This window comes from Sphaerotilus sp. FB-3, from assembly GCF_023706025.1.
GTDB lineage: Bacteria > Pseudomonadota > Gammaproteobacteria > Burkholderiales > Burkholderiaceae_C > Sphaerotilus > Sphaerotilus sulfidivorans.
Map to the genome: position 1 here is coordinate 194,398 of NZ_BQWE01000057.1, position 23,810 is coordinate 218,207.

16 protein-coding genes are annotated in these 23,810 nt (G+C 70.1%); 8 read left to right on the top strand and 8 right to left on the bottom strand.

Features of this window, described 5'->3' with window-relative positions; translation table 11 throughout:
- The first annotated feature begins 10 nt into the window (after nucleotides 1-10).
- Genes NFT33_RS17535 through recJ form a run of 3 tightly spaced genes read left to right on the top strand, consistent with a single transcriptional unit; the run spans nucleotide 11 to nucleotide 4,273 of the window.
- The gene (locus NFT33_RS17535) at nucleotides 11-1,564 is read left to right on the top strand and encodes a hypothetical protein (RefSeq protein ID WP_251677242.1); all 1,554 of its coding nucleotides are present in this window, start codon (nucleotides 11-13) and stop codon (nucleotides 1,562-1,564) included.
- Nucleotides 1,554-2,534: a hypothetical protein gene (locus NFT33_RS17540; protein WP_251677244.1), complete on the top strand. Its 981-nt coding sequence runs from the start codon at nucleotides 1,554-1,556 to the stop codon at nucleotides 2,532-2,534. Before NFT33_RS17535 ends, NFT33_RS17540 begins: the two co-directional genes overlap by 11 nt.
- 8 nt (nucleotides 2,535-2,542) lie before the next feature.
- Entirely contained in the window at nucleotides 2,543-4,273 is a 1,731-nt protein-coding gene (gene recJ, locus NFT33_RS17545; protein ID WP_251677246.1) for a single-stranded-DNA-specific exonuclease RecJ, read from the top strand.
- Nucleotides 4,274-4,291: 18 nt separating this feature from the next.
- On the opposite strand, the gene NFT33_RS17550 is transcribed toward recJ, so the two are convergent.
- From NFT33_RS17550 to NFT33_RS17560, 3 genes are all read right to left on the bottom strand, one after another.
- On the bottom strand, nucleotides 4,292-5,689 hold the full coding sequence (locus NFT33_RS17550) for an SUMF1/EgtB/PvdO family nonheme iron enzyme (RefSeq protein ID WP_251677257.1): 1,398 nt from the start codon (nucleotides 5,687-5,689) through the stop codon (nucleotides 4,292-4,294).
- A gap of 76 nt (nucleotides 5,690-5,765) precedes the next feature.
- Entirely contained in the window at nucleotides 5,766-8,168 is a 2,403-nt protein-coding gene (locus tag NFT33_RS17555; RefSeq protein ID WP_251677259.1) for a methyl-accepting chemotaxis protein, read from the bottom strand.
- 42 nt (nucleotides 8,169-8,210) lie between these two features.
- Entirely contained in the window at nucleotides 8,211-10,250 is a 2,040-nt protein-coding gene (locus NFT33_RS17560) for a methyl-accepting chemotaxis protein (protein WP_251677261.1), read from the bottom strand.
- 259 nt (nucleotides 10,251-10,509) lie between these two features.
- Between NFT33_RS17560 and NFT33_RS17565 the strand changes: the two genes are divergently transcribed.
- The 4 genes from NFT33_RS17565 to NFT33_RS17580 all read left to right on the top strand — a co-directional run bounded on the left by NFT33_RS17565 (nucleotide 10,510) and on the right by NFT33_RS17580 (nucleotide 15,936).
- Nucleotides 10,510-11,679: a methyl-accepting chemotaxis protein gene (locus tag NFT33_RS17565; RefSeq protein WP_251677263.1), complete on the top strand. Its 1,170-nt coding sequence runs from the start codon at nucleotides 10,510-10,512 to the stop codon at nucleotides 11,677-11,679.
- A gap of 46 nt (nucleotides 11,680-11,725) precedes the next feature.
- Complete coding sequence (locus NFT33_RS17570; RefSeq protein WP_251677265.1) at nucleotides 11,726-13,951, top strand: chemotaxis protein CheA; 2,226 nt, start codon at nucleotides 11,726-11,728, stop codon at nucleotides 13,949-13,951.
- A gap of 67 nt (nucleotides 13,952-14,018) precedes the next feature.
- The gene (locus tag NFT33_RS17575) at nucleotides 14,019-14,813 is read left to right on the top strand and encodes a CheR family methyltransferase (protein ID WP_251677267.1); all 795 of its coding nucleotides are present in this window, start codon (nucleotides 14,019-14,021) and stop codon (nucleotides 14,811-14,813) included.
- Nucleotides 14,806-15,936 carry a protein-glutamate methylesterase/protein-glutamine glutaminase gene (locus tag NFT33_RS17580; protein ID WP_251677269.1) on the top strand — a complete coding sequence of 377 codons (1,131 nt, stop codon included), beginning with the start codon at nucleotides 14,806-14,808 and terminating at the stop codon, nucleotides 15,934-15,936. The genes NFT33_RS17575 and NFT33_RS17580 overlap by 8 nt, the downstream gene beginning before the upstream one ends.
- Before the next feature lie 30 nt (nucleotides 15,937-15,966).
- On the opposite strand, the gene NFT33_RS17585 is transcribed toward NFT33_RS17580, so the two are convergent.
- The 4 genes from NFT33_RS17585 to NFT33_RS17600 form a co-directional block, all read right to left on the bottom strand.
- Nucleotides 15,967-16,926 (bottom strand): NAD(P)H-dependent flavin oxidoreductase, encoded by a 960-nt coding sequence (locus NFT33_RS17585; protein ID WP_251677271.1) that lies wholly within the window; start codon nucleotides 16,924-16,926, stop codon nucleotides 15,967-15,969.
- A gap of 116 nt (nucleotides 16,927-17,042) precedes the next feature.
- Nucleotides 17,043-18,833 (bottom strand): acyl-CoA dehydrogenase, encoded by a 1,791-nt coding sequence (locus tag NFT33_RS17590; RefSeq protein ID WP_251677274.1) that lies wholly within the window; start codon nucleotides 18,831-18,833, stop codon nucleotides 17,043-17,045.
- A gap of 125 nt (nucleotides 18,834-18,958) precedes the next feature.
- Nucleotides 18,959-19,888, bottom strand: coding sequence for an electron transfer flavoprotein subunit alpha/FixB family protein (locus NFT33_RS17595; protein WP_251677277.1), 930 nt, complete (start codon nucleotides 19,886-19,888; stop codon nucleotides 18,959-18,961).
- A 1-nt stretch (nucleotide 19,889) separates the two neighbouring features.
- Nucleotides 19,890-20,639, bottom strand: a complete 750-nt coding sequence (locus NFT33_RS17600) for an electron transfer flavoprotein subunit beta/FixA family protein (RefSeq protein WP_251677279.1) — start codon at nucleotides 20,637-20,639, stop codon at nucleotides 19,890-19,892.
- 220 nt (nucleotides 20,640-20,859) lie between these two features.
- On the opposite strand from NFT33_RS17600, the gene murI reads away from it, so the two are divergent.
- Nucleotides 20,860-21,699, top strand: a complete 840-nt coding sequence (gene murI, locus NFT33_RS17605) for a glutamate racemase (protein ID WP_251677280.1) — start codon at nucleotides 20,860-20,862, stop codon at nucleotides 21,697-21,699.
- 79 nt (nucleotides 21,700-21,778) lie between these two features.
- Here murI and ftsH read toward each other — a convergent pair whose 3' ends face one another.
- Nucleotides 21,779-23,683 (bottom strand): ATP-dependent zinc metalloprotease FtsH, encoded by a 1,905-nt coding sequence (gene ftsH, locus NFT33_RS17610; RefSeq protein ID WP_220785771.1) that lies wholly within the window; start codon nucleotides 23,681-23,683, stop codon nucleotides 21,779-21,781.
- Nucleotides 23,684-23,810: the final 127 nt, after the last annotated feature.

The following is a 23,810-nucleotide window of genomic DNA, read 5'->3' on the forward strand; positions in this document are numbered from 1 at the left end:
CACTGCCCGCATGAAGACATCCCTTGTTCGCACGCTGGCGGGCGTGGCACTTCTCGGCATGCTGCTGTCAGGATGCACTCCGCTGATTCCTCGCCGTCAAGCAGACTACAGCGAGCCCTCGGCTGAGTGTCGCGCGGTCTACGCTCCCTATGCGAACGGAGACTCGCGCAGACCGCCAGACCTTGGCGCCTCGGCCTGCTGGCAACGCTCCGTGGAGTCCTACCCTGATGCTGGCTACGAGCTCGTATTCACGGAGTTCGACGATCAAGGCTGGACAGCCAGATCCAGAAGCGAGACGGTGGACCGTCTTGAATCGACACTGGAAAGGCTGCGCCACATCCAGAAGCGAGCAGGAGGTCAAGCCTTGTCCTTGGTCGTGTATGTACATGGCTGGAGACACGACGCATCAGCCAACGATGCGGATGTCATCGAGTTCAGAAAACTGCTGCATTCACTGGCGCGACAGGAGCGAATGGCATCGGAAGGGAAACAGATCGTAGGGCTGTACGTGGGATGGCGCGGACAGTCGATTGACATGCCGCTGATCGACACCGCGCTGACCTTCTGGGATCGCAAGGCCACGGCAGAGCGCGTAGCCTCCGGATCAGTCAGGGAACTGTTCAGTCGTCTGGACCAGTGGCGAGACACGCTATCGAACCAAGACTGCACGTCATCAGGAACTGCTCAGCTCGCCACAAAAGACAAGAATTACTCTCCAGGAAACTGCGTGCACATGCTCACTATCGGTCACTCGATGGGTGGCCTGATCGTCCTTCAGAGCATGTCAGCCAACATGGTTAGGCTCGCTTCAGCAGCGGTAGAAAATCAAGCCTCGCACCAGAGTCAACCCGGAGTGGCAAATCTCCCTCCTTACATGCCCAGGCAGGGTGATCTGGTAATCGTCGTCAACGCCGCACTGGAAGGCGCCAGACACGAAGCGCTTCATCGAGCCACTCGTCAGCACAACCTTCAATACAGGCGGGACCAGTTGCCGGTACTGATCTCCGTCACCAGCGACGCCGACCTGGCTACACGCATGGCCTTTCCTGCTGCACGAATCCTGAGCACGGTGCTGCAGCCTACGCCCACGCGCAGCCAGTGGCGGGCCACGGTCCTGACCGCCGGGCACGACGATCGATATTTGACCCATGATCTCGTAAAATCATCACCATCTTGCGCAGAGATGAGCAAAGATGGAGACAAAACGCCTTCCACGGAATTGCTTCAAGCAGAAAAGTCGCAGATCACTCGACGAGTTCAGGAGATTCGTGATGGCCGATCTGCGGCAGATGCTCGGCACTATGGGCAAGAAGAGCACTTCTGCAACGGTCTGATTCTGAAAGCTCGTCCAGAAAATTGGTCTCCTGCTGGCAATCCAGTCTGGATCGTGCACACCACAAAAGACGTCATCGAGAACCATGGCAACATCTACAACCCGCACTTTCTCAGCTTCGTGCGTACGGTCTATGGACAGATCATCTCCGTACTGAACTCCTCAGGCGGACGGGATGCGGATAATCAGAGGCGTTCCTCGACACCGCCCCACGCCTCTGATGCACGTTGATCCTGCCCCGCACCTCCTGATCCCCCACGCCAGCGCCGCCTCCGAGGCCGGCGCGGCCGCACTGAAGGTGGTGAAGCTGCCGAACCTGGCGGCGCTGCTGGCGCGGCTGCAGCCACTGGCGGACGCCGCCCCCGAGGCGGACGCCGACGAATACAGCCTGAGCGCGCCGCACGAGCGCGCGCTGGCCGCGCTGCACGGCTGGTCGGGCGAGGACGGCCGTCTGCCCTGGGCTGCGGCGGCTGCGGCCGACGACGGCCTGCGCGCGGACACCGACACCTCGGGCGCGCCCTGGGGCCGGCTGACGCCGGTGCACTGGCATGTCGGCAGCGACTCGGTCACGCTGGTCGATCCGGCCGCGCTCGCGCTGGACGAAGCCGAGTCGCGCGCGCTGTTCGAGGCGGTCAAGCCCTCCTTCGACGCCGAGGGCTGGACGCTGCTGTGGGGCGCGCCGCTGCGCTGGCATGTGCGCCACGAGGCGCTGGGCGGGCTGGCCTGCGCCTCGCTGGACCGCGCGGTCGGCCGCAACCTCGACCTGTGGATGAGCGACGCGCCCGAGGCCCGCCGGCTGCGCCGGATGCAGGTCGAGGCGCAGATGATCTGGCACGACCACCCGGTCAACGCCGCACGCGAGGAAGCGCGCGCGCTGACGATCAACTCCTTCTGGCTCGACGGCTGCGGCGCCGCGCAGCCGCGCCGGCCGCTGGCCGAGGCGGGCGTGCAGGTCGACGAGCGGCTGCGCGCACCGCTGCTGGCCGGCGACTGGGCCGCCTGGGTCGCCGCCTGGCAGGCGCTCGACGCCGGCCCGGTGGCGGCGCTGCGCGCCCGCGCCGAGGCCGGCGCGCCGGTCACCCTCACCCTCTGCGGCGAGCGCCACGCGCGCCGCTTCGGCCTGAAGCCGCGCGGCTGGCTCTCCCGGCTGATGGGCGCGCCGCGCCCGGCCGATGCCTCCGCCCTGCTCGCCTCGCTCTGAATCCGACCATGACCCCGCAACTCGAACTCCGCGATGTTCCGCCCCGCGCCGCCTGGGCGCTCGAGCAGGCCGGCGTGCATCCGCTGCTGGCGCGGCTCTTCGCCGCCCGGGGCGTGAGCCGCGCCGACGAGCTCGACGACGGCCTGGCCCGGCTGCTGCCGCCCGACACGATGAAAGGCACGCCGGAGGCCGCGCAGCTGCTGGCCGACACGATCGACGCCGGCCGGAACATCGTCGTCGTCGCCGACTACGACTGCGACGGCGCGACCGCCTGCGCGGTGGCGCTGCGCGGGCTGGCGATGCTGGGCGCGCGCCCCGGCACGCTGCACCATGTCGTGCCCGACCGCGCGGTGCACGGCTACGGCCTGACGCCGCCGATCGTCGATCTGGCGCGCGTCTTCGACCCGGCGCTGCTGGTCACCGTCGACAACGGCATCGCCGGCCATGCCGGCATCGACCACGCGCACGCGCTGGGCATCCAGGTGCTGGTCACCGATCACCACCTGCCGGCGGTCGATGCCGAAGGCCGTCCCGACCTGCCTGCCGCCGACGTCATCGTCGACCCGAGCCAGCCGGGCTGCGACTTCGAGAGCAAGGCCATCGCCGGCGTCGGCGTGATGTTCTATGTGCTGCTGGCGCTGCGCGCCGAGCTGCGCCGGCGCGGCCGCTTCGACGCCGCCAGCCAGCCGCGGCTGGACGCGCTGCTCGACCTGGTCGCGCTGGGCACGGTCGCCGATGTGGTCAAGCTCGACGCCAACAACCGCCGGCTGGTCTCGCAGGGGCTCAGGCGCATCCGCGCCGGGCGCATGCAGCCCGGGGTGGCGGCGCTGTTCGCTGCGGCCGGGCGCGATCCGCAGCGCGCCGGCTCGACCGACTTCGGCTTCGCGCTGGGCCCGCGCCTGAACGCGGCCGGACGGCTGGCCGACATGTCGATCGGCATCGCCTGCCTGCTGTGCGACGACCCGGCGCAGGCGGCGGAGCTGGCACGCACGCTCGACGCGATCAACCGCGAGCGCCGCGATGTCGAGGCCGGCATGCGCGAACAGGCGGCGCTGCTGCTGGAGTCGCTGATGCCCGCGGGCACGCCGCCGCCAGCGATCGTGCTGCACGACGAGGCGTTCCACGAGGGCGTGGTGGGCATCGTCGCCGGGCGGCTGAAGGAGCGGCTGCACCGGCCGACCTTCGTGTTCGCGCTGGGCGGCGACGGGCTGCTGAAGGGCTCGGGCAGGTCGATTCCGAACTTTCATCTGCGCGACGCGCTCGACCGGGTCAGCAAGCTGCACCCGACGCTGCTGCGCCGATTCGGCGGCCATGCGATGGCGGCGGGCTGCACCATCGCGCCGCAAGACTTCGACGCCTTCGCGCAGGCGCTGCAGGACATCGCCCGCGAGGAGCTGGACGAAGCCACGCTGCAGCGGCGCCTGGCCACCGACGGACCGCTGGAGCTGCGCTGGTTCGAGGCCGACACCGTCTCGCTGCTGGAGGCGCAGGTCTGGGGCCAGGCCTTCGACGCACCGGTCTTCGTCGACGAGGTCGAGGTGGTCAAGCAGCGCCTGATCGGCGGCGACAAGCACCTGAAGCTGTCGGTGCGCCATGCCGGCCAGCTGCGCGACGCGGTCTGGTTCCACCACGCCGAGCCGGTGCCCGAGCGGGTGCGGCTGGCCTACCGGCTCGCGCTCGACACCTGGCAGGGCCAGTCGCGGGTGCAGATGATGGTCGAGGCGGCCGAGCCGCTCTGACCCGCGCCAAGATCGGGATCAGACCTCGATCAGGAAGCGGAAGCCCGCGTCGTCCAGGCGCTGGCTGCGCGGCGCCTCGAAGCGGCAGGAGGCCCGCGCCCAGCGCGCCGGTCCGGCCCAGGAGCCGCCGCGCAGCACCCGGCCGATGTCGACCGGATCGCCCTGCGGGTCGAGCGCCGGCTCGCCGTCATAGCGGCGCTTGGCGTCCTGGCACCACTCCCAGACATTGCCATGCATCTGGTGCAGGCCCCAGGCGCTGGACGGCAGCGCCTGCACCGGCAGCGGGCCGTCGGCCTCGCCGCCGACATGCATCCATGCCGCGGAGGCCACCTCGCCGAAGTGGAAGCTGCCCCGCTGACCGGCACGGCAGGCGTATTCCCATTCGGCCTCGGTGGGCAGGCGCACCCGCGCGCCGTGGCCGATCTCGTGCGCCAGCGCAGGCAGGAAGAGCGCCTGGATGTCGTTCCAGCTGACCGAGTCGACCGGCAGATCCGGCCGCGCACGGTGCAGCGCCGGATCATCGCCCAGCAGCGCCGACCACAGCGCCCGGCTGCAGGCGGTGTCGGCCAGCCAGAAGGCGCGGGTCAGCGTGACCGGGTGGCGCGGCAGCTCGTCGTCGAAGCGCTCAGGCGTGCCCGGCCCGGCACCCATCAGGAACATGCCCGGCTCGATGCGGCGCAGGCGCTGGCACACCCCGTCCACGCCGATCTCGGCCCAGGCGCCGATCTCGTCGCGTCCGCAGGCCAGTGCCCAGGCCGGCCAGCCGCCGTGGTCGAGCGGCTCGGCCGCGCTGCGGGCCGGCGCCCTCGCTGGCAGCGGCGGCGCCGGCGTGACCCGACTGCCATCGGCACGCCGCAGTGGCAGCACCTCGGCACTGCCGGCGACCGAAATCGCTTCGGGCATCGGTGCCGGCATCGGCGCGGGGGCGGTGACCAGCGCCAGCAGTTCGTCGGCCTCGCCGAGCTGACGCCGGATGGCCTCCACCAGACCCGTCAGCGCCGCGGACCGGCCGGCCCCATCGTCCAGGCGCTGCGGCTGCAGGTCGAGCAGGCTGTGCAGCTCTGACGGCAGATCGTGCTCGTCGGGCATCGGCGTCGAGCCCAGCAGCACCGGCAGGATCGGCACCCCGCGCTGCAGCCCTGTGGCGATCTCCAGCCGGACCCAGTCGCGCCGGTCCTGCAGGCGCGGCCGGCCACGGTCATCGGCGATGTGCGACCAGTCCGGGCCGATCAGCACCAGCAGCAGCCGGCAGTCCTGCATCTGCTGCTCGGCCTTCAGGCGCAGGTTCTCCCCGGGCAGCAGCCCTTCCAGCCCCATCACCACCCGGCCGGGAAAGTAGTGCAGAAGCCGCTCGAGCAGCATCCGGGCCGCATCGCGGCTGTCCTGTCGGCGGTAACTGATGACGATGGTGTTCATGGTCGGGGCGAGCGGCGTCAGCCCTGATTTTCACACCACTCACGCCGTTCACATCACGCCCCCCGCCCGGCCAGGCTCAGGCAATCTCGACCTCCGGCGCCGGCGCCCGGGCCGGCGCCTGGGCACCGAAGGCATCCACGCCCTCGCGGCTGACGCCGCAGCCCAGGAAGAGCTCCTCGTCACGCAGCGCGATGACATAGGCGCTCTTGCGGATCGAGCCGCCGCTGACCGGGTCCAGCCCGAGATAGTCGATCCAGCCGCGTCCCTGGCGCGCCGCCTCGCGGCCGGCGCGGATCAGCGCGTCGGCCGCATCGGCGCTCATCGACGGCGTCTCGTCGACCCGCTGCCCGGCCAGCTCCGGCCGGGCGGCATGGGCAGCGAAGCGGTCAGCGCCATCGATGACAAAGACGAACATGCCGCGCTGCGACCAGGGACCGTCAGGCAGGTTGAACTCGACGAGCGCAGGATCCAGCCCCAGCTCGTCGATGCGGGCCACCGCCTGCTCGGCCAGTTCGCGCGCCTCCTCGACCGTGGCATCGCGCAGCCGGATGGTGGCCACCGAGCGGCGCAGCACCGTGGCCTGGGTCGACAGCACCCCGGCCGAGCGGCTCGACTGCACCGCGATCTCGGCGTTGTGGCGGGTCAGCGCGTCCAGACTCTCGATGGTGGCTGCCACGCCCGCCAGCGAATCGCGCTGGCTGGAGCTGCCCTCGGCCAGCGTCAGCAGCCGGGCGGAAATCTGGTCGATGCCGCTCGACAGGGCCTCGATGCGCTGGCCCGCCTCGTCGATGGCGCCGCGCGACTGCCCGGCCTGCAGCGCGGTGGCCTCGATCAGCGCATGCACCTCCGCTGCGGCCTGGCTGCAGCGTGCAGCCAGACCACGGATCTCGCCCGCCACCACCGCAAAGCCGCGTCCGGCCTCGCCGGCCCGGGAGGCCTCGATCGAGGCATTGAGCGCCAGCATGTTGGTCTGGAAGGCGATGTCGTCGATCACTGCATTGATCTCGGCCACCCGGCGCACGCTGTCCTGCAGCGCGGACATCGCGCCGATGGCGGCCTGCATCGCCTCGCTGCCGGTGGAGGCGTCGCCATGCAGCCCGGCCGCCAGATGCTGCAGCGCATCGGCCGCCCGGCTGCTGGCGCCGACCAGGCTGTCGAGCTGCTGCACGCTGCCGACGGTGCGGTGCAGCTCGGCCGACTGCTCCTCGGTGCGCTGGCGCAGCATGTCTCCCCCGCCGGACACCTGACCGCCCGCCTGGTCGATGCGCACCGCGCTGCTGCGGATCTCGCCCACCAGCGCCGACAGCCGCGCGCTCATCGCCTCGAGCGATCGCCCCACCTCGGCCATCTCGTCGTCGCCGTCGATGCGGACCGCCCGGGTCAGGTCGCCGGCCGCCACCGCGCCGACCGCCGCGCTCACCTCGCCGAGCGCCTCCACAAAGCCGCGGTAGAAGCAGATCGCCAGATAGAGCGTCAGCAGCACGCCGGCCAGATTCAGTGCCAGCAGGCCGGCCAGATGCACGCGCTGGGTCTGGGCCCGCTGCATGAGCCGCTCGTCCAGCCGACCCCAGCTCTCCTGCTCGAGCTGTCCGAGCAGCTGCAGCACCTCGGCGGTCTCGCGCTGGAAGGGCAGCACCTCGGCCTCGATCGCCTCGCGGTCAAAGATCCCGCGAATCGTGCCGGCCAGGTGCCGCAGGCGCTCACGTGCGGCCGGGGCACCCGGCAGCACGCCGGCCCCCGCCCGCTCGAGCGCCTGCAGCCGTGGCACCATCGTGCCGGTGGCCCGCTCCAGATCATCGGCCAGCGCCAGCATCATCGCGGCCTCGCGCGGCATCACGTCGCGCTGCAGCAGCTCGATGCCGCGCGAGCCGGCCAGCGCCGTCGTCTCCAGCCAGGGCGGCAGCCGCTCGACCGAAAGATCGGCCAGCAGCGTGGCGGCCGGATCGGCATCGAAGAGCACGCCGGCGCGCTCGCTGCTCAGCCAGGCCAGCTGGCTCAGGCGAGCGGCCCGCGCACCATGCTCGGCCAGCATCTCGGCCCGCTTTTCCGGCAGACGCCCCTGGGCCAGCGCCTGCAGACGCTCGCGCTCGGTCGGCCAGACATCCTCGAGCCGCAGCGCCTCCGGCATCTCGGCGCGGCGCGTCTCGACATGCTCGAGCGCCCGGGTGATCTGGCGCCGCACGCCATCGCGCGCGCTGATCATTTCCGCCGACTGGGTGCCGGCGACCTGCAGGCTCAGGGTGCGGTGCAGCTGCACCAGCACCGCCATGTCGCCCAGATCGCGCGCCAGCGCAGCACCGGCGCGGGCCCGGTCGGCCGCGGCCAGCGTCCTCAGTCCGTCGCTCAGCGACAGGCCCAGCATCAGCAGCAGCGGCGGCAGCAGCAGCAGCGCCATCAGCATCATCTTGCGCGGCAGCGGCAGCCGGCGCATCAGGCGCATGCCGGGCTGCAGCAGCCGGCGGCCTCGGATCTGTTCCATCCTGCCCCCTCCCACTTGTAGGTCCTTGTGCATCCTCGATGCTCAGCGCACCACGAAGTGCCCGACCGAGCGCTTGAGCGCATCACCCTGATGGCGCAAGCCCCCCGAAGCCTCCGACAGCTGCGCCACCAGCGCGACATTGCCCTGCACCGAGGCATCCACCTGATGCACGATGTCGAGCACCTGCTGCGACTGCTCGCGGCTGTCGAGCGTGACCTGGACCAGGCTGCCCATGATCCGATCCACCGCCTGGATCTCGTCGCCGGTGCGGCCCACCGCGCGGCTGGCGCGATCGGTCATCACGCTGCCCTGCTCGATCTCGGCGGCCGACACCTCGACGATGGCGCGGATCTTGGCCGCCGCATCCTCGCTGCGCTGCGCCAGCGAGCGCACCTCCTGCGCCACCACCGAGAAACCGCGGCTGGCGCTGCCGGCCCGCGCCGCCTCGACCGAGGCATTGAGCGACAGCAGCTTGGTCTGGAAGGCCACCGCCTCCACCAGCCCGACGATGTGGACGATCTCGCGGCTCTTGACCTGCAGCGACTGCATGCTCTCACGCAGGCCCTCCATCGCCTTGCGGCTGCGCTGGGCCTCGGTGCGCATCGTGCGCACATGCTCGGCCGCCTCGTCGACCTGGTGCGCGCACGCATCCATCGCGCCGGAGAAGCGCTGCGCCCGCTCGACCACCTTGGACAGCGCATCGCGCACCTCGCCGGTGCGCCCCGACAGGCCGGTGTTGCCGATCGCCACCTCGCGCGAGGCATGGGTCACCGCGGCCACGCCATGCTGGACCGCCTCGAACAGCGACGAGATGCTGGCGTTCGCCCGGCCCAGCGTGTTGAGCGCATGGCCGATCTCGTCGCGCCCCCAGCCACGCGGACGTGCGCTCAGATCCCCCTGGCCGATGCGGTCGAGATGACGGCACAGCGTGTTCAGCCCGCCCGACATCACCCGGTACAGGCAGACCAGCAGATAGAGGCCCACCAGCGCCAGCACGCCCAGCAGCGCCAGCCGCACGCCGAGCCGATCGACCAGCACCGCCTCCCGCGCCTTCATGCGCGTGCCGATGCGCTCCAGCGCCATGTGCTGCAGCCGGGCGCTGGCCTCGATGGCGGTCACCGCCAACCGGGTATAGGCCGCGACATCCACCGCGGACCGGTCCTGTCCGGTCAGCCGCAGGGTCATGGCCAGCAGATCGCGGATCGAGCCCAGATCGCGCTGCACCGCATCCACATCCAGCAGCTGCATCAGCAGGGCCTGGGACACCGCCGGCCGAGCCTGGTCCGACAGCATCTCCACCCGCCCCTGCAGCAGCAGCATCTCGTTCTGGCGCGCCTCGGTGGCCTCGTTCATCTGCAGAAAGCCTTTTCCGGCCAGGCGCTGCATCTGCATCAGCATCTGGAACTGCGGATCCACCAGGCCTGTGCGCAGCATCTTGCTGCCGACATCGGTGTCGACCGCATGGGACCAGTCGGTGACCAGCACACCGCGCAGCACCTCGAGCTCGGCCACGCAGTCGAACAGGGCCTGCCAGCGCTGGGCGGGATCGGTGCGGTCGAGCCGGGCCAGCATCAGCTCATGGCGGGCCAGCAGGCGCTTGCGAGCGGCCGACAGCGCGCTGACCCGATCCGGTGCCGCCTCGGGCAGCCGGTCGAGCTGCTGCTGCAGGCGGGCAAAGGCCTCGGCCTCCTGGCGACGCAGGGCCGCCAGGTCGCCATGCGGCATCGACTGCTCGCGCCAGAAGGTCTCGCGGGCCAGCCGGCCGATCAGCAGATTCAGATCGACCACCGCCTGGTAGCGCGCCTGCCCCTCGACGGCACGGCGCACCTCGGCGAGATGGCCGCGCCAGAGCTGCACTGCATCCTGCATCAGCATCACACCCGGCAGCAGCAGCAGCGTGCCCACCAGCACGGTCTTGCGCGCCAGGCTCAGGTTGCGCAGCAGGCGGATGCCGGGGCCCCACAGACCGGAGGGCTGCTCGGCCAGCCAGCGGCGTGCGCGCGCGACACGCTCGGCAAGCGTGACGACGCGGCTGGCGACGGCCTTCTCGACTCGGGCGGGAGATTCTGCGGCGGTGGTCATGTCCTTCCTCGTCGGGCACGGGCACGGGGCCGGGCTGCCGCGCTATCGGCCCGGGCCGCGCGAGGCTGAAGCGCCCGTCGCGCCCGGGTGTCCCCGTCGTCCGGCACTGTGCCCGCGGCCTCTGGCGCGAACGGAAGGAACAGCGCCGGGGCGCCGGGGCTTATCCGGCCGTCGGGGACGCGGCGAATGCGGACACTGCGCTGCGACAAGCCGTGCTGCACCCTCGGCCCGCAGCCCCGAGCACTTCCATGGAACAGGGATGTCCGAGACCTCGACGATCAGCGCCCCCGTCGCACCCGCCGCCCGCAGCTCCGCCCTGCGTCGGGCGGCTGCAGCCGCTCTGCTCGTCGCGGCGGGCAGCGCAGGTGCAGCGCTCTCGCCCTGGCCGGCGGCCACCTGCGCCGCGCTGGCCTTGGCCGCCGCGCTGCTGGCCATGCGTGCGGGCACGGGCAGCGGCCTGCCCGGCGACTCGACCAGCCCGCCGCTGTCGATGGCGGTCGACAGCGGTCCGCAGTCGGTGCCCATCCTGCTGCCGCGCCAGGTGCTGCCGGTCTGGAAGCGCAGCATCGAGGCGGCCCGAACACAATCAGAGCAGAGCAGCAACGAACTGGTCGAGCGCTTCGCCAGCATCAGCCAGCAGCTCGACACCACGCTGGGCGCCAGCGCCGGCGTGACCCGGCTGGATCCGGGCACCAGCGACCGGCTGCTTGAGCAGCACCAGCCCGAGATCGATGCGCTGCTGCAGAGCAGCCGTGCGGCGCTGCGGCTGCGCGACGACACGCTGACGACGCTGGAGGCCCTGGCCGCGCCGGTGGGCGAACTCGGCCGGCTGGCGCGCGAGGTGCAGTCGATCGCACGCTCGACCCAGATGCTTGCGCTCAACACCTCGGTCGAGGCCACCCGCGCCGGCGAGCGCGGCACCGGCTTTGCGGTGGTCGCGCACGAGGTGCGCCAGCTCGCAGGACAGTCGCGCCAGGTGGGGGCCAGCATCGCCGCGCATGTCGGGCGGCTGCAGGAATCGGTCAGCGATCTGCGCTCGCGCGCCCGCGCCGAATCGGTCGACGACGAGGAGCTCGCGCTGCAGGCCGAGGAGCGCGCACGCCAGATCGTGCGCGGGCTGCTGGGCAGCCTGGGCGAGGTCGGCCGCGCCTCGCGCGAGCTGCACGACACCGGCCGCCAGGTCCAGAGCGACATCGACCAGATCCTGATGAGCCTGCAGTCGCACGACCGCTTCACCCAGATGCTGGGCTCGATCAGCGAGGACATCGAGCGGCTGACCCGCTGGATCGGCGGCGAGCAGGATCCGCAGGCCGACAACCCGGCACGCTGGCTCGAGCGCCTCGAGCAGAGCTACACGATGGAGGAGATGCGCTCGGCGCATCACGGCGTGACCTCGGTCGACCGCCAGGCCGGCGTCGAGTTCTTCTGAGCGCCACTCTCCTCGGACCTTCCAGACCACCCAGACGGACATCGCGATGAGCAAGCATTCCACCGGAGACGACGACGACATCATCGCGGCCGCCCGCGAGGGCTTTCTCGAGGAGGCCCAGGACAATCTGCGCCAGTTCGAGCAGGGCCTGCTGGCGATGGAGCAGGACCCCGGCGACGCCGAGGCGGTCAACAGCGCCTTTCGCGCCGCGCACACCATCAAGGGCGGTGCCGGGCTGTTCGGCTTCCAGGCGGTGGTCGGCTTCACCCACGAGGTCGAGAGCGTGCTCGACCGCATGCGCGACGGCCTGCTGGCGGTGACCGAGCCCGGCATGGCGCTGCTGCTGCAGGGCCGCGACCAGATGGAGCGGCTGGTGCACGCGGTGCGCGACGGCACCGAGGGCAACGCCGAGCTGGAGGCGATCAGCCAGCGCCTGGGCGAGCAGCTGCGCCAGCTGCGCGGCGGGTCCGCGGGCGCGGCCGCACCGGCCCCCGCGGCTGCGACGGCCCCGCCCGGGGACAGCAGCCCGGCCAGCGACGACGAAGGCTCGGGCGTCTGGCACCTGTCGCTGCGACTGGGCGTGGACGCGCTGCGCAACGGCCTCGACCCGATGTCCTTCATCCGCTACCTCGACACGCTGGGCGAGGTCGAGGGCATCCGCACGCTGACCGAGGCGGTGCCGGAGCTGCTGCTGCTCGATCCGGAGGGCTGCTGCCTGGGCTTCGAGATCCGCCTGCGCAGCCCGGCCGACCGGCAGACCATCGTCGACGTGTTCGAGTTCCTGCAGGACGACTGCGAGCTGGAGGTGCTGGCGCCGGACGCCGGCGCGGCGGACTACCAGCGGCTGCTGGCGCAGCGCGCCGCCGACGAGTCGGCACGCGAGGCGCTGCTGGCGCACTGGCAGGCGCTGGGCCTGGCCCGGCAGCTCGAGACCTCTGAGCCCGCTGGCAGCGGCCAGCCCGTCATCGCCGACAGCCCCGCTCCGGCCGCCGCCAGCGTGGCGCCCCGCCCGCCGGCGACCGCAGCGCGGACCGAGGAGCGCCGCGGCGGCCCGCGCGACCGGCGCGCCGGCGGCGAGGAAAGCCGCTTCATCCGCGTGCGTGCCGACAAGCTCGACCGGCTGATCGACCTGATCGGCGAGCTGGTCATCGCCAGCTCCGGCGCACAGGTCGCGGCGCAGCAGGAACGCTCGACCCGCTTCGGCGAGGCCGCGCAGCGCATCCATGACCTGGTGCAGGAGGCGCGCGACGGCGCCCTGGGCCTGCGCATGGTGCCGATCGGCGAGACCTTCAGCCGCTTCCAGCGGGTGGTGCGCGACGTCAGCAAGGAACTCGGCAAGGACGTCGCGCTGCAGATCACCGGCGGCGACACCGAGCTGGACAAGTCGATGGTCGAGACCATCGCAGACCCGCTGATGCACCTGGTGCGCAACAGCCTCGACCACGGCCTGGAGACCGCCGAGGACCGCGAAGCCGCCGGCAAGCCCGGCCAGGGCACGCTGGCGCTGCACGCCTATCACGAGTCCGGCAACGTGATCATCGAGGTCAGCGACGACGGCCGCGGCCTGAACCGTGACCGCATCCTGGCCAAGGCGGTCGAGCGCGAGCTGGTCTCGCCCGACAGCGTGCTCGACGACGAGCAGGTCTACCGGCTGATCTTCGAGCCCGGCTTCTCGACCGCCGCACAGGTGACCAACCTGTCGGGCCGGGGCGTCGGCATGGACGTGGTCAAGCGCAACGTCGAGTCGCTGCGCGGCCAGATCAAGGTCGCCAGCACGCCCGGTCGCGGCGCGACGATGCAGATCCGCCTGCCGCTGACGCTGGCCATCATCGACGGCTTCCTGACCCAGGTCGCGGGCGTGAGCTATGTGCTGCCGCTGGAGATCGTCGCCGAATGCATCGAGACGCCGCCGGGCTTCGCGCTGGGCGAGTGCGGCGCCTGCGGCTGCTTCGACCTGCGCGGCGAGGTGGTGCCCTACATCGACCTGCGACGCTGCTTCGGCCATGACGGCCCGCGCCCGACACGCCAGAGCCTGATCGTGGTGCACAGCACCGACAGCCGCATCGGCCTGCTGGTCGACCGGCTGCTGGGCGAGTACCAGACCGTCATCAAGCCGCTGGGCAGCATCTTCCAGCATCTGGAGGGCATCGCCGGCTCGACCATCCTGGGCAGCGGCGAGGTCGCGCTGATCCTGGATGTGGCCTCGCTCGAGCGCTACCAGGTCCGCCAGTCGGCGCCGCCGCGCCTGGCCCGCAGCACGGTGGCGACCTGAGTCGCCCGCCGGTCGTCGCCGCCCCTCGTTCAATCCCCCTCAACTCATCGTCCCGCCGGAAGCCGCCATGCTGTCCCAGAAATCCTTCGAAGCCGTCACCTCGATGTTCCACAAGGTCTCGGGCATCCAGCTGACCGATGCCAAGCGCGCGCTGGTGGCCGGCCGGCTGCAGAAGCTCGCGCAGGCCCGCGGCCTGAGCTCGGTCGACCAGTACGTCGAGCAGCTCATGCGCGACAACGACACCGAGGAAATGGTCCGCCTGGTCGACAAGCTGACCACCAACGAGACCTACTTCTTCCGCGAGCCGCAGCATTTCGAGCGCATGAAGAGCGTCATCGAGAAGCGCCCGGCCTCGGCCAGCGAGTTCCGCGTCTGGAGCGCGGCCAGCTCCTCCGGCGAGGAGGCCTACAGCATCGCGATGGTGCTGGGCAACCACTACGGCACCCGCGGCTGGAAGATCGTCGGCACCGACCTGTCGACCGCGATGGTCGACACCGCACGGCGCGCGGTCTACCCGATGGAGCGCGCCCGCCAGACCGCGCAGGCCGACCTGAAGCGCTGGTGCCTGAAGGGCCAGGGCGACAACGCCGGCAAGCTGATGATCTCGCCGGAGCTGCGCCAGAACGTCACCTTCGAGAACGCCAACCTGATGCGCCAGCTGCCGGAGATCGGCATGTTCGACATCATCTTCCTGCGCAATGTGCTGATCTACTTCGAGCCGCCGGCCAAGGCCGAGATCGTGCGCCGGGTGCTGCCCAAGCTCAAGCCGGGCGGTCTGCTCTTCACCGGCCATGCGGAGTCGATCGCCAACCTCGGCCTGCCCGTCACCAGCCTGGCCCCGGCGGTCTACACCCATGCCTGACACCAGCCGCGCCGCGATGCCCGGTGCGCGCCCGGTGCGCGCCTTCCTGATCGACGACTCGGCGGTGGTGCGCCGCTTCATGGCCGAGAAGCTGACCGCCGGTGGCATCGAGGTCATCGGCTCCGCTGGCGACCCGCTGTTCGCGATGCCGAAGATGACGGCCGACTGGCCGGATGTCATCGTGCTGGACGTCGAGATGCCGCGCATGGACGGCATCACCTTCCTGCGCCAGCTGATGAACGAGCGCCCCACGCCGGTGGTGATGTGCTCGACGCTGACCGAGAAGGGCTGCGAGACCACGATGGCCGCCCTCGACGCCGGCGCGGTCGGCTTCGTCACCAAGCCCAAGGAGGGTCTGCGCGAGTTCCTGACCGATGACGGTAACGGCCTGGTCGCGGCGGTCAAGGCGGCCGCGCGCGCCAATGTCGCCGCAGCGGCCAGCCTGCGCAGCCAGCGTCCGGCCGCCGGCAGCGCGCCGGTGATCCGCCCACCGGCGGTGCAGCAGGCGATGAGCCGCACCACCGACCGGGTGGTGGCGATCGGCCTGTCCACCGGCGGCGTGCAGTCGATCGAGGTGGTGCTGCGCGGCCTGGGCCGCACCACCACGCCCGGCATCGTCATGGTCCAGCACATGCCCGAGAAGTTCACCGCCTCGCTGGCGGCGCGGCTCGACAGCCAGTACGACCTGGAGGTGATGGAGGCCAAGGACGGCGACCGCGTCATCAACGGCCGGCTGCTGATCGCGCCGGGCGGGCGTCACATGCGGCTGCTGCGCAGCGGTGCGCAGTATGTCGTCGAGGTCAAGGACGGGCCGCTGATCAACCATCACCGGCCCTCGGTGGATGTGCTGTTCAAGTCGGTGGCGCAGAACGCCGGGCGCAACGCGCTGGGCATCGTCATGACCGGCATGGGCAACGACGGCGCGCGCGGCCTGCTGGAAATGCACCGCGCCGGCGCCTGGACCGCCGCGCAGGACGAGGCCACCAGCATCGTCTACGGCATGCCCGCCGAGGCGCTCAAGCTCGGTGGCGTCGACGACGTCGTGCCGCTGGGTCGGGTCGCCGAGTGGATCCACAGCGCCAGCCACCGGCCGCTGCGCACGCCGGGCGCCACGCCGGGCTGAGCCCCGCTGCTGCGCGACCGGCGCGGCCTCTCAGCGGCCCAGGCCGCACAGCCGCGCCCGCGCGGCCTCGTACTCGCGGCGCAGCCGGGCGACGCGCTCGGCCGCCGGCACCACCGCGTCGATCGCGCCGATGCCCTGGCCGCAGCCCCAGATGTCCTTCCACGCCTTCTTCGCGTCGCCACCGAAGTTCATCGCCGACGGGTCGCTCTCGGGCAGGTGGTCCGGGTCGAGCCCGGCGGCGCGGATCGACGGCTTCAGGTAGTTGCCGTGCACGCCGGTGAACAGGCTCGAGTAGACGATGTCGTCGCTGTTCGAGTCGACGACGCACTGCTTGTAGGCCTCGCTGGCGCGCGCCTCGTCGGTGGCGATGAAGGCCGAGCCGATGTAGGCGAAGTCGGCGCCCATGGCCTGCGCCGCCAGCACCGCGCCGCCCGAGGCGATCGAGCCCGACAGCGCCAGCGGGCCGTCGAACCACTGGCGGATCTCCTGGATCAGCGCGAACGGGCTCTTGGTGCCGGCGTGGCCGCCCGCGCCGGCGGCGACCGCGATCAGGCCGTCGGCGCCCTTCTCGATCGCCTTGCGGGCGAAGGCGTTGTTGATGATGTCGTGCATCACCACGCCACCCCAGCCGTGCACCGCGTCGTTCACGTCGGTGCGCGCGCCCAGGCTGGTGATGATGATCGGCACCTTGTACTTGGCGCACAGCGCCATGTCCTGCTCGAGCCGGTCGTTGCTCCGGTGCACGATCTGGTTGATCGCGAACGGCGCGGACGGCGCGTCCGGATGCGCGGCGTCGTAGGCGGCCAGCGTCTCGGTGATCTCGGCCAGCCACTCGTCGAGTTGCGAGGCCGGGCGGGCATTGAGTGCCGGCATCGAGCCGACGACGCCGGCCTGGCACTGGGCGATGACCAGCTTCGGGTTGCTGATGATGAACAGCGGCGAGCCGATGATGGGCAGCGGCAGCCGGGCAAGGACGGGGGGCAGCGGCACGGACGGTCTCCTGGAGGTGCTGGAGTTCGGGGAACAGAGTCCCCTGCAGTGTGCCGCGGCCCGGCGTCCCGCCCTGTCGCTCAGGCGGCAGGCATCGGAACGCCGTCAGAGCGCCATCAGAACGCGTCCAGCGCCATGTCGCACACCGAGTCCGCACCGCCGACGATCGCGTCGCGCAGGCCCGGCACCTTGACCAGGATGTGCTCGGCGTAGAAGCGCGCGGTGACGATCTTGGACTTCATGAAGTCGACGTCCTCGCCCTCGTTCAGTCCGTCCTGCGCCGCCAGCAGCGCGCGGCCCATCTGCCAGCCGGCCATCAGGTTGCCGGCCAGCATCAGGTAGGGCACCGAGCCGGCGTAGGCCGCGTTCGGGCTGGCCTTGGCGCTGCCGGCGATGAAGTCGACCGCGTCCAGGAAGGCCAGGCGGGCCGCCTTCAGGTTCTTCGCGAAGGACTGCGCGGCGGCATCGTCGCGCGCGGCCAGCAGCTCCTCGGTCTGCGCGATCTGGCCGGCCAGCGCCCGGGCGGTCTGGCCGCCGTCGCGGGCGGTCTTGCGGCCGACGAGGTCGTTCGACTGGATCGCGGTCGTGCCTTCGTAGATCGTCAGGATCTTGGCGTCGCGGTAGTACTGCGCCGCACCTGTCTCCTCGATGAAGCCCATGCCGCCGTGGACCTGCACGCCCAGGCTGGTGACCTCCAGGCTCATCTCGGTCGAATAGCCCTTGATCAGCGGCACCATGAACTCGTAGAAGGTCTGGCTGGCCTTGCGGGTTTCCGGATCCGGATGATGGTGCGCGGCGTCATAGGCGGCACCGGCGACCAGCGCCAGCGCGCGGCAGCCCTCGGTGTAGGCGCGCATCGTCATCAGCATGCGGCGCACGTCCGGGTGGTGGATGATGCTGGCAGCACCCGCCACCGAGCCGTCGACCGGACGCGACTGCACACGGTCACGTGCGTACTGCACCGCCTTCTGGTAGGCCCGCTCGGCCACCGCGATGCCCTGCACGCCGACCGCGAAGCGCGCCGAGTTCATCATGATGAACATGTACTCGAGGCCGCGGTTCTCCTGGCCGACCAGGTAGCCGATCGCGCCGCCATGGTCGCCGAACTGCAGCACCGCGGTCGGGCTGGCCTTGATGCCCATCTTGTGCTCGATCGAGACGCAGTGCACGTCGTTGCGCTCGCCCAGCGAGCCGTCGGCGCCGACCATGAACTTCGGCACGATGAACAGGCTGATGCCCTTGACGCCCTCCGGCGCACCGGCGACGCGCGCCAGCACCAGGTGGACGATGTTCTCGGCCATGTCGTGCTCGCCGTAGGTGATGAAGATCTTCGTGCCGAAGATCTTGTAGGAGCCGTCGGGCTGCGGCTCGGCCTTGGTGCGCACCGCGGCCAGATCGGAGCCGGCCTGCGGTTCGGTCAGGTTCATCGTGCCAGTCCAGCGGCCTTCGTTCATCGGCGGCAGGTACAGCGCCTTCTGCTCCTCGGAGCCGGCGGTCAGCAGCGCCTCGATCGCACCGTCGGTCAGCAGCGGGCACAGCGCGAAGCTCAGGTTGGCGCTGTTGAGGATCTCGCCGCAGGCCGCGCCGATCGCCTTGGGCAGCCCCTGGCCGCCGAACTCGACCGGGTGCTGCAGGCCCTGCCAGCCGCCTTCGCCATACTGCCGGAAGGCCTCCTTGAAGCCCGGCGTGGTGGTGACGATGCCGTCCTTCCAGCTCGAGGGGTTCTTGTCACCCTCCCAGTTCAGCGGCGCGACGACGCCCTCGTTGAACTTCGCGCACTCCTCCAGCACCGCCTGCGCGGTGTCCAGACCGGCCTCGGCGAAGGCGTCGATCTGCGTGAGCTGGTCCAGACCGGCCAGTTCCTTCAGGCCGAACAGGAAATCCTTGACGGGGGCTCGGTAGGTCATTTCGGGGTCCTTTGGGGTGGTTTCAGGGGCAAAAATCGGGCGTCGGGCCGAAAAAAAGGCGCCTCAGCCAGTGGGGCGCCCTTTTCGGGGAGGTCGGCATGTCGTCTGCCGGACGATCGCAGGGATCAGAGGGTCTTGACCAGCTCAGGCACGGCCGCGAACAGGTCGGCTTCCAGGCCGTAGTCGGCCACCTGGAAGATCGGGGCCTCCGGATCCTTGTTGATCGCGACGATCACCTTGGAGTCCTTCATGCCGGCCAGGTGCTGGATCGCGCCCGAGATGCCGCAGGCCACATACAGCTGCGGCGCGACGATCTTGCCGGTCTGGCCGACCTGCCAGTCGTTCGGCGCGTAGCCGGCATCGACCGCGGCGCGGCTGGCGCCCAGCGCGGCGCCGAGCTTGTCGGCCAGCGGCGTCAGCACTTCGTCGAACTTCTCGCTCGAGCCCAGCGCGCGGCCACCCGAGACGATGATCTTCGCGGCGGTCAGCTCCGGACGGTCGCTCTTCGTGACCTCGCGGCCGACGAAGGTGCTCTTGCCGGAGTCGGCGGCTGCAGCGACGGTCTCCACCGCGGCGCTGCCACCGGTGGCGGCCGCGGCGTCGAAGCCGGTCGAGCGCACGGTGATGACCTTGACGGCGTCCAGGCTCTGCACGGTGGCGACCGCGTTGCCGGCGTAGATCGGGCGCTCGAAGGTGTCGGCGCTCACGACCCGGGTGATGTCGCTGACCTGGGCCACGTCCAGCTTGGCCGCCACGCGCGGCGCGACGTTCTTGCCGCTGGCCGTCGCCGGGAACAGCAGGTGGCTGTAGGCACCGGCCACGGCCAGCACCTGCGCCGCGAGGTTCTCAGCCAGGCCGTCGGCGAGGCTGGCGCCGTCGGCGTGCAGCACCTTGGTCACGCCGGCGATCTGCGCAGCGGCCGCGGCAGCACCGGCCGCGTTCGCGCCCGCGACCAGCACATGCACTTCACCGAGCTGCGCCGCAGCGGTCACGGTGTTCAGCGTCGCGCCCTTGATGGACGCATTGTCGTGTTCAGCAATGACGAGTGCAGCCATCTCAGATCACCTTCGCTTCGTTCTTCAGCTTGGCGACCAGCGTCGCCACGTCCGCCACCTTGATGCCGGCGCTGCGCTTGGCCGGCTCGGCCACCTGCAGCGTCTTGATGCGCGGCGCCACGTCCACGCCCAGCGCGTCCGGCTTGACGGTCTCCAGCGGCTTCTTCTTCGCCTTCATGATGTTCGGCAGCGTGACATACCGCGGCTCGTTCAGGCGCAGGTCCGTCGTCAGCACCGCCGGCAGCGCCACCGACACCGTCTCCAGACCGCCGTCGACCTCGCGCGTCACCACCGCACGGCCGTCCGCCACCTCGACCTTCGACGCGAAGGTCGCCTGCGGCAGGTCCGCCAGCGCCGCCAGCATCTGGCCGGTCTGGTTGCAGTCGTCGTCGATCGCCTGCTTGCCCAGGATCACCAGGCCGGGCTGTTCCTTGTCGACCAGCGCCTTCAGGATCTTCGCCACCGCCAGCGGTTGCAGTTCGGCATCGGTCTCGACCAGGATGCCGCGATCGGCACCGATCGCCATCGCCGTGCGCAGCGTCTCCTGGCACGGGCTCACGCCGCACGACACCGCCACGATCTCCGTGACGATGCCCTTCTCCTTCAGCCGCACCGCTTCCTCGACGGCAATCTCGTCGAACGGGTTCATGCTCATCTTCACGTTGGCGATGTCCACGCCGGTGCCGTCGCTCTTCACGCGCACCTTCACGTTGTAGTCGACCACCCGCTTGACGGGTACGAGTGCCTTCATGCGAGGTTCTCCAAAGTCTGCATGCTGTAGATGGGGAGCCGGATTTTAGGGTCCGGCTCGGGTGAAATTGCGACGGATTGTGGCACCGTCGCCTCAAAAAAGCACGACCGTTCGATTCTAGAATGAAAACGGCGACGTTTCCGGGTCACGCACCTCGGGATCTCCCTGAGAAGGCGGCTGCTAGACTGCCCGGCCGACCTTGCCTGCCTGCCTTTCTGCCGTGATCACGCCGACTGCCTGCCCTCCCTCCGCGGCCACCGCTCGCATCGGCGTGTTCGATTCCGGGCTGGGCGGACTGTCGGTGCTGCGTGCGATCCGCTCGCTGCTGCCGGCGGCCGAACTGATGTATGTGGCCGACTCCGGTCATGCACCCTACGGCGAGCGCGGCGACGCGCATGTCATCGCCCGGTCGCGGGCCATTGCCGCCTTCCTGCGCGAGCGCGGCGCCGATCTGCTGGTCATCGCCTGCAACACCGCGACCGCAGCGGCCGTCTCCGCGCTGCGCCAGGACCATCCGGTCTGGCCGATCGTCGGCGTCGAGCCGGGCATCAAGCCGGCCGCCGGACTGACGCGCAACGGCCGCATCGGCGTGATGGCCACCACCGGCACGCTGCGCAGCGAGCGCTTCCGGTTGCTGGCCCAGGCCCACGCGGCTCATGTCGACCTGCGGCTGCAGCCCTGCCCCGGCCTGGCCGCAGCCATCGAAGGCGGCGAAGTCGATTCACCCGAGGTCAGGTCCAGGGTTGCCGAGCACTGCGCGCCACTGCGCGAGCAGCAGGTCGACACCGTGGTACTTGGCTGCACCCACTATCCCTTCGTCGCTCATCACATCCAGGCCGAACTCGGCCCGATGGTCAGGCTGATCGACACCTCGGACGCGGTCGCACGGCGCACACGCCACCTGTGCGAGTCGCTGCCAGCCCGAGCCGCATGGCCGGTGGCAGCGGCCACCGATGCGGCCAGGCTGTGGACCACCGGCGAGCAGGTCCGGCTGGAGAGCTTCGCCAGGCGCTGGCTGGATTTCGCCTGGCAGGCCGAAGCAGCGGCGATTCCAGACTGAGCCAACAAGACAAGCCAAGACAAACGGGGCCCTCAGGCCCCGTTCGCATCGGTCCGGCTTGCGCCGTCAGGTCAGATCATCAGGCCGTGGCAGCGGCATTGCCGGAGCTGACCGACGGATTCGACGGGCCACCCGGCCGGCCGACCGACGGGGTCCAGTCCTTCGGCGGACGCGGCGGACGCCCGTTCATGATGTCGTCGATCTGCTCGGCATCGATGGTTTCCCAGTCGAGCAGCGCCTTGGCCATGACATGCATCTTGTCCTGATGCTCCTCGATGAGGCGACGCGCCAGCGCGTACTGCTCGTCGATGATGCGACGGATCTCGCCATCGACCTTCTGCATCGTCTGCTCGGACATGTTGGTGGTCTTCGTGACCGAGCGGCCGAGGAAGACCTCGCCCTCGTTGTCGGCGTAGACCATCGGGCCCAGCGCATCGGTCATGCCGTAGCGGGTCACCATGTCGCGGGCAATCTGGGTCGCACGCTCGAAGTCGTTGCTGGCGCCGGTGGTCATCTGGTCCATGAAGACCTCTTCGGCGATGCGGCCGCCAAAGAGCACCGAGATGGTCGAGAGCATGCGGCCCTTGTCCATGCTGTAGCGGTCGCCTTCGGGCAGCTGCATCGTCACGCCCAGCGCACGACCGCGCGGGATGATCGTCACCTTGTGCACCGGATCGGTCTTGGGCAGCAGACGCGCCACCAGCGCGTGGCCGGCCTCGTGATAGGCGGTGTTCTTGCGCTCCTCCTCGGGCATGACCATGGACTTGCGCTCGGGGCCCATCATGATCTTGTCCTTGGCCTTCTCGAAGTCGACCATGTCGACCACGCGCGCATTGCGGCGGGCGGCGAACAGGGCGGCCTCGTTGACCAGGTTGGCCAGATCGGCACCGGAGAAACCCGGTGTGCCACGCGCCAGGATGTCGGCGCGGATGTCCTGGCCGATCGGAATCTTGCGCATGTGCACGTTCAGGATCTGCTCGCGACCACGCACATCCGGCAGCGTCACATAGACCTGACGGTCGAAGCGGCCCGGGCGCAGCAGCGCCGGATCCAGGATGTCCGGACGGTTGGTCGCCGCGATCACGATGACGCCGAGATTGGTCTCGAAGCCGTCCATCTCGACCAGCATCTGGTTCAGGGTCTGCTCGCGCTCGTCGTTGCCACCGCCCAGGCCGGCGCCACGATGGCGACCGACCGCGTCGATTTCATCGATGAAGATGATGCACGGCGCGTTCTTCTTGGCCTGCTCGAACATGTCGCGCACGCGGGCGGCACCGACACCGACGAACATCTCGACGAAGTCGGAGCCGGAGATCGAGAAGAACGGCACCTTGGCCTCGCCGGCGATCGACTTGGCCAGCAGCGTCTTGCCGGTGCCCGGAGGGCCGACCATCAGCACGCCACGCGGAATGCGGCCGCCGAGCTTCTGGAACTTCTGCGGATCCTTCAGGAAATCCACCAGCTCCTTGACCTCTTCCTTGGCCTCGTCGCAACCGGCGACATCGGCGAAGGTGACCGAGTTGTTTGTGTCGTCGAGCATGCGCGCACGGCTCTTGCCGAAGCTGAACGCCCCGCCCTTGCCGCCGCCCTGCATCTGGCGCATGAAATAGACCCACACGCCGATCAGCAGCAGCATCGGACCCCAGGAAACCAGCAGACTGGTCAGCAGCGAGGGCTCGTCGCGCGGCTTGACACGAAACTTGATGCCGTTGTTGATCAGGTCGCCGACCAGACCGCGGTCCAGATAGGTGGCCGTGGTGCGGATGCGCTTGTCATCGGTGGTCAGCGCCTCGATCTCCGCGCCGCCCGGGTTTTCCTGCAGGACCACCTCCCGGATGCGCTTGGCGCGGACCTCCTCGAGGAATTCCGAGTACCCGATCTGGTTGCCGGCGGTGGCCGTGCGGTCGAATTGCTTGAAGACAGTGAACAGCACGAGGGCGATCACCAGCCACACAGCGACTTTGGAGAACCATTGATTGTTCACCGCGGCTCCTTCATTGATCCAATCTCCTGCCCGATTCGCGGGCTCTGCATCCGGTCCTGACAGCAGGACGGATGCACCAACGCGGTAGATGTGGACGATTCTAGTCCAGTCAACCCCCCCGCCCCTG

Bases quoted from the DNA above. Each gene is read 5' to 3' on its own strand.
- NFT33_RS17535 (WP_251677242.1), top strand. From the start codon at position 11: ATGAAGACATCCCTTGTTCGCACGCTGGCGGGCGTGGCACTTCTCGGC.
- NFT33_RS17590 (WP_251677274.1), bottom strand. From the start codon at position 18,833: ATGACCTACCGAGCCCCCGTCAAGGATTTCCTGTTCGGCCTGAAGGAA.
- NFT33_RS17600 (WP_251677279.1), bottom strand. From the start codon at position 20,639: ATGAAGGCACTCGTACCCGTCAAGCGGGTGGTCGACTACAACGTGAAG.
- NFT33_RS17595 (WP_251677277.1), bottom strand. From the start codon at position 19,888: ATGGCTGCACTCGTCATTGCTGAACACGACAATGCGTCCATCAAGGGC.
- NFT33_RS17570 (WP_251677265.1), top strand. From the start codon at position 11,726: ATGAGCAAGCATTCCACCGGAGACGACGACGACATCATCGCGGCCGCC.
- NFT33_RS17555 (WP_251677259.1), bottom strand. From the start codon at position 8,168: ATGGAACAGATCCGAGGCCGCCGGCTGCTGCAGCCCGGCATGCGCCTG.
- NFT33_RS17550 (WP_251677257.1), bottom strand. From the start codon at position 5,689: ATGAACACCATCGTCATCAGTTACCGCCGACAGGACAGCCGCGATGCG.
- NFT33_RS17540 (WP_251677244.1), top strand. From the start codon at position 1,554: ATGCACGTTGATCCTGCCCCGCACCTCCTGATCCCCCACGCCAGCGCC.
- NFT33_RS17580 (WP_251677269.1), top strand. From the start codon at position 14,806: ATGCCTGACACCAGCCGCGCCGCGATGCCCGGTGCGCGCCCGGTGCGC.
- NFT33_RS17575 (WP_251677267.1), top strand. From the start codon at position 14,019: ATGCTGTCCCAGAAATCCTTCGAAGCCGTCACCTCGATGTTCCACAAG.
- NFT33_RS17565 (WP_251677263.1), top strand. From the start codon at position 10,510: ATGTCCGAGACCTCGACGATCAGCGCCCCCGTCGCACCCGCCGCCCGC.
- NFT33_RS17560 (WP_251677261.1), bottom strand. From the start codon at position 10,250: ATGACCACCGCCGCAGAATCTCCCGCCCGAGTCGAGAAGGCCGTCGCC.
- recJ (WP_251677246.1), top strand. From the start codon at position 2,543: ATGACCCCGCAACTCGAACTCCGCGATGTTCCGCCCCGCGCCGCCTGG.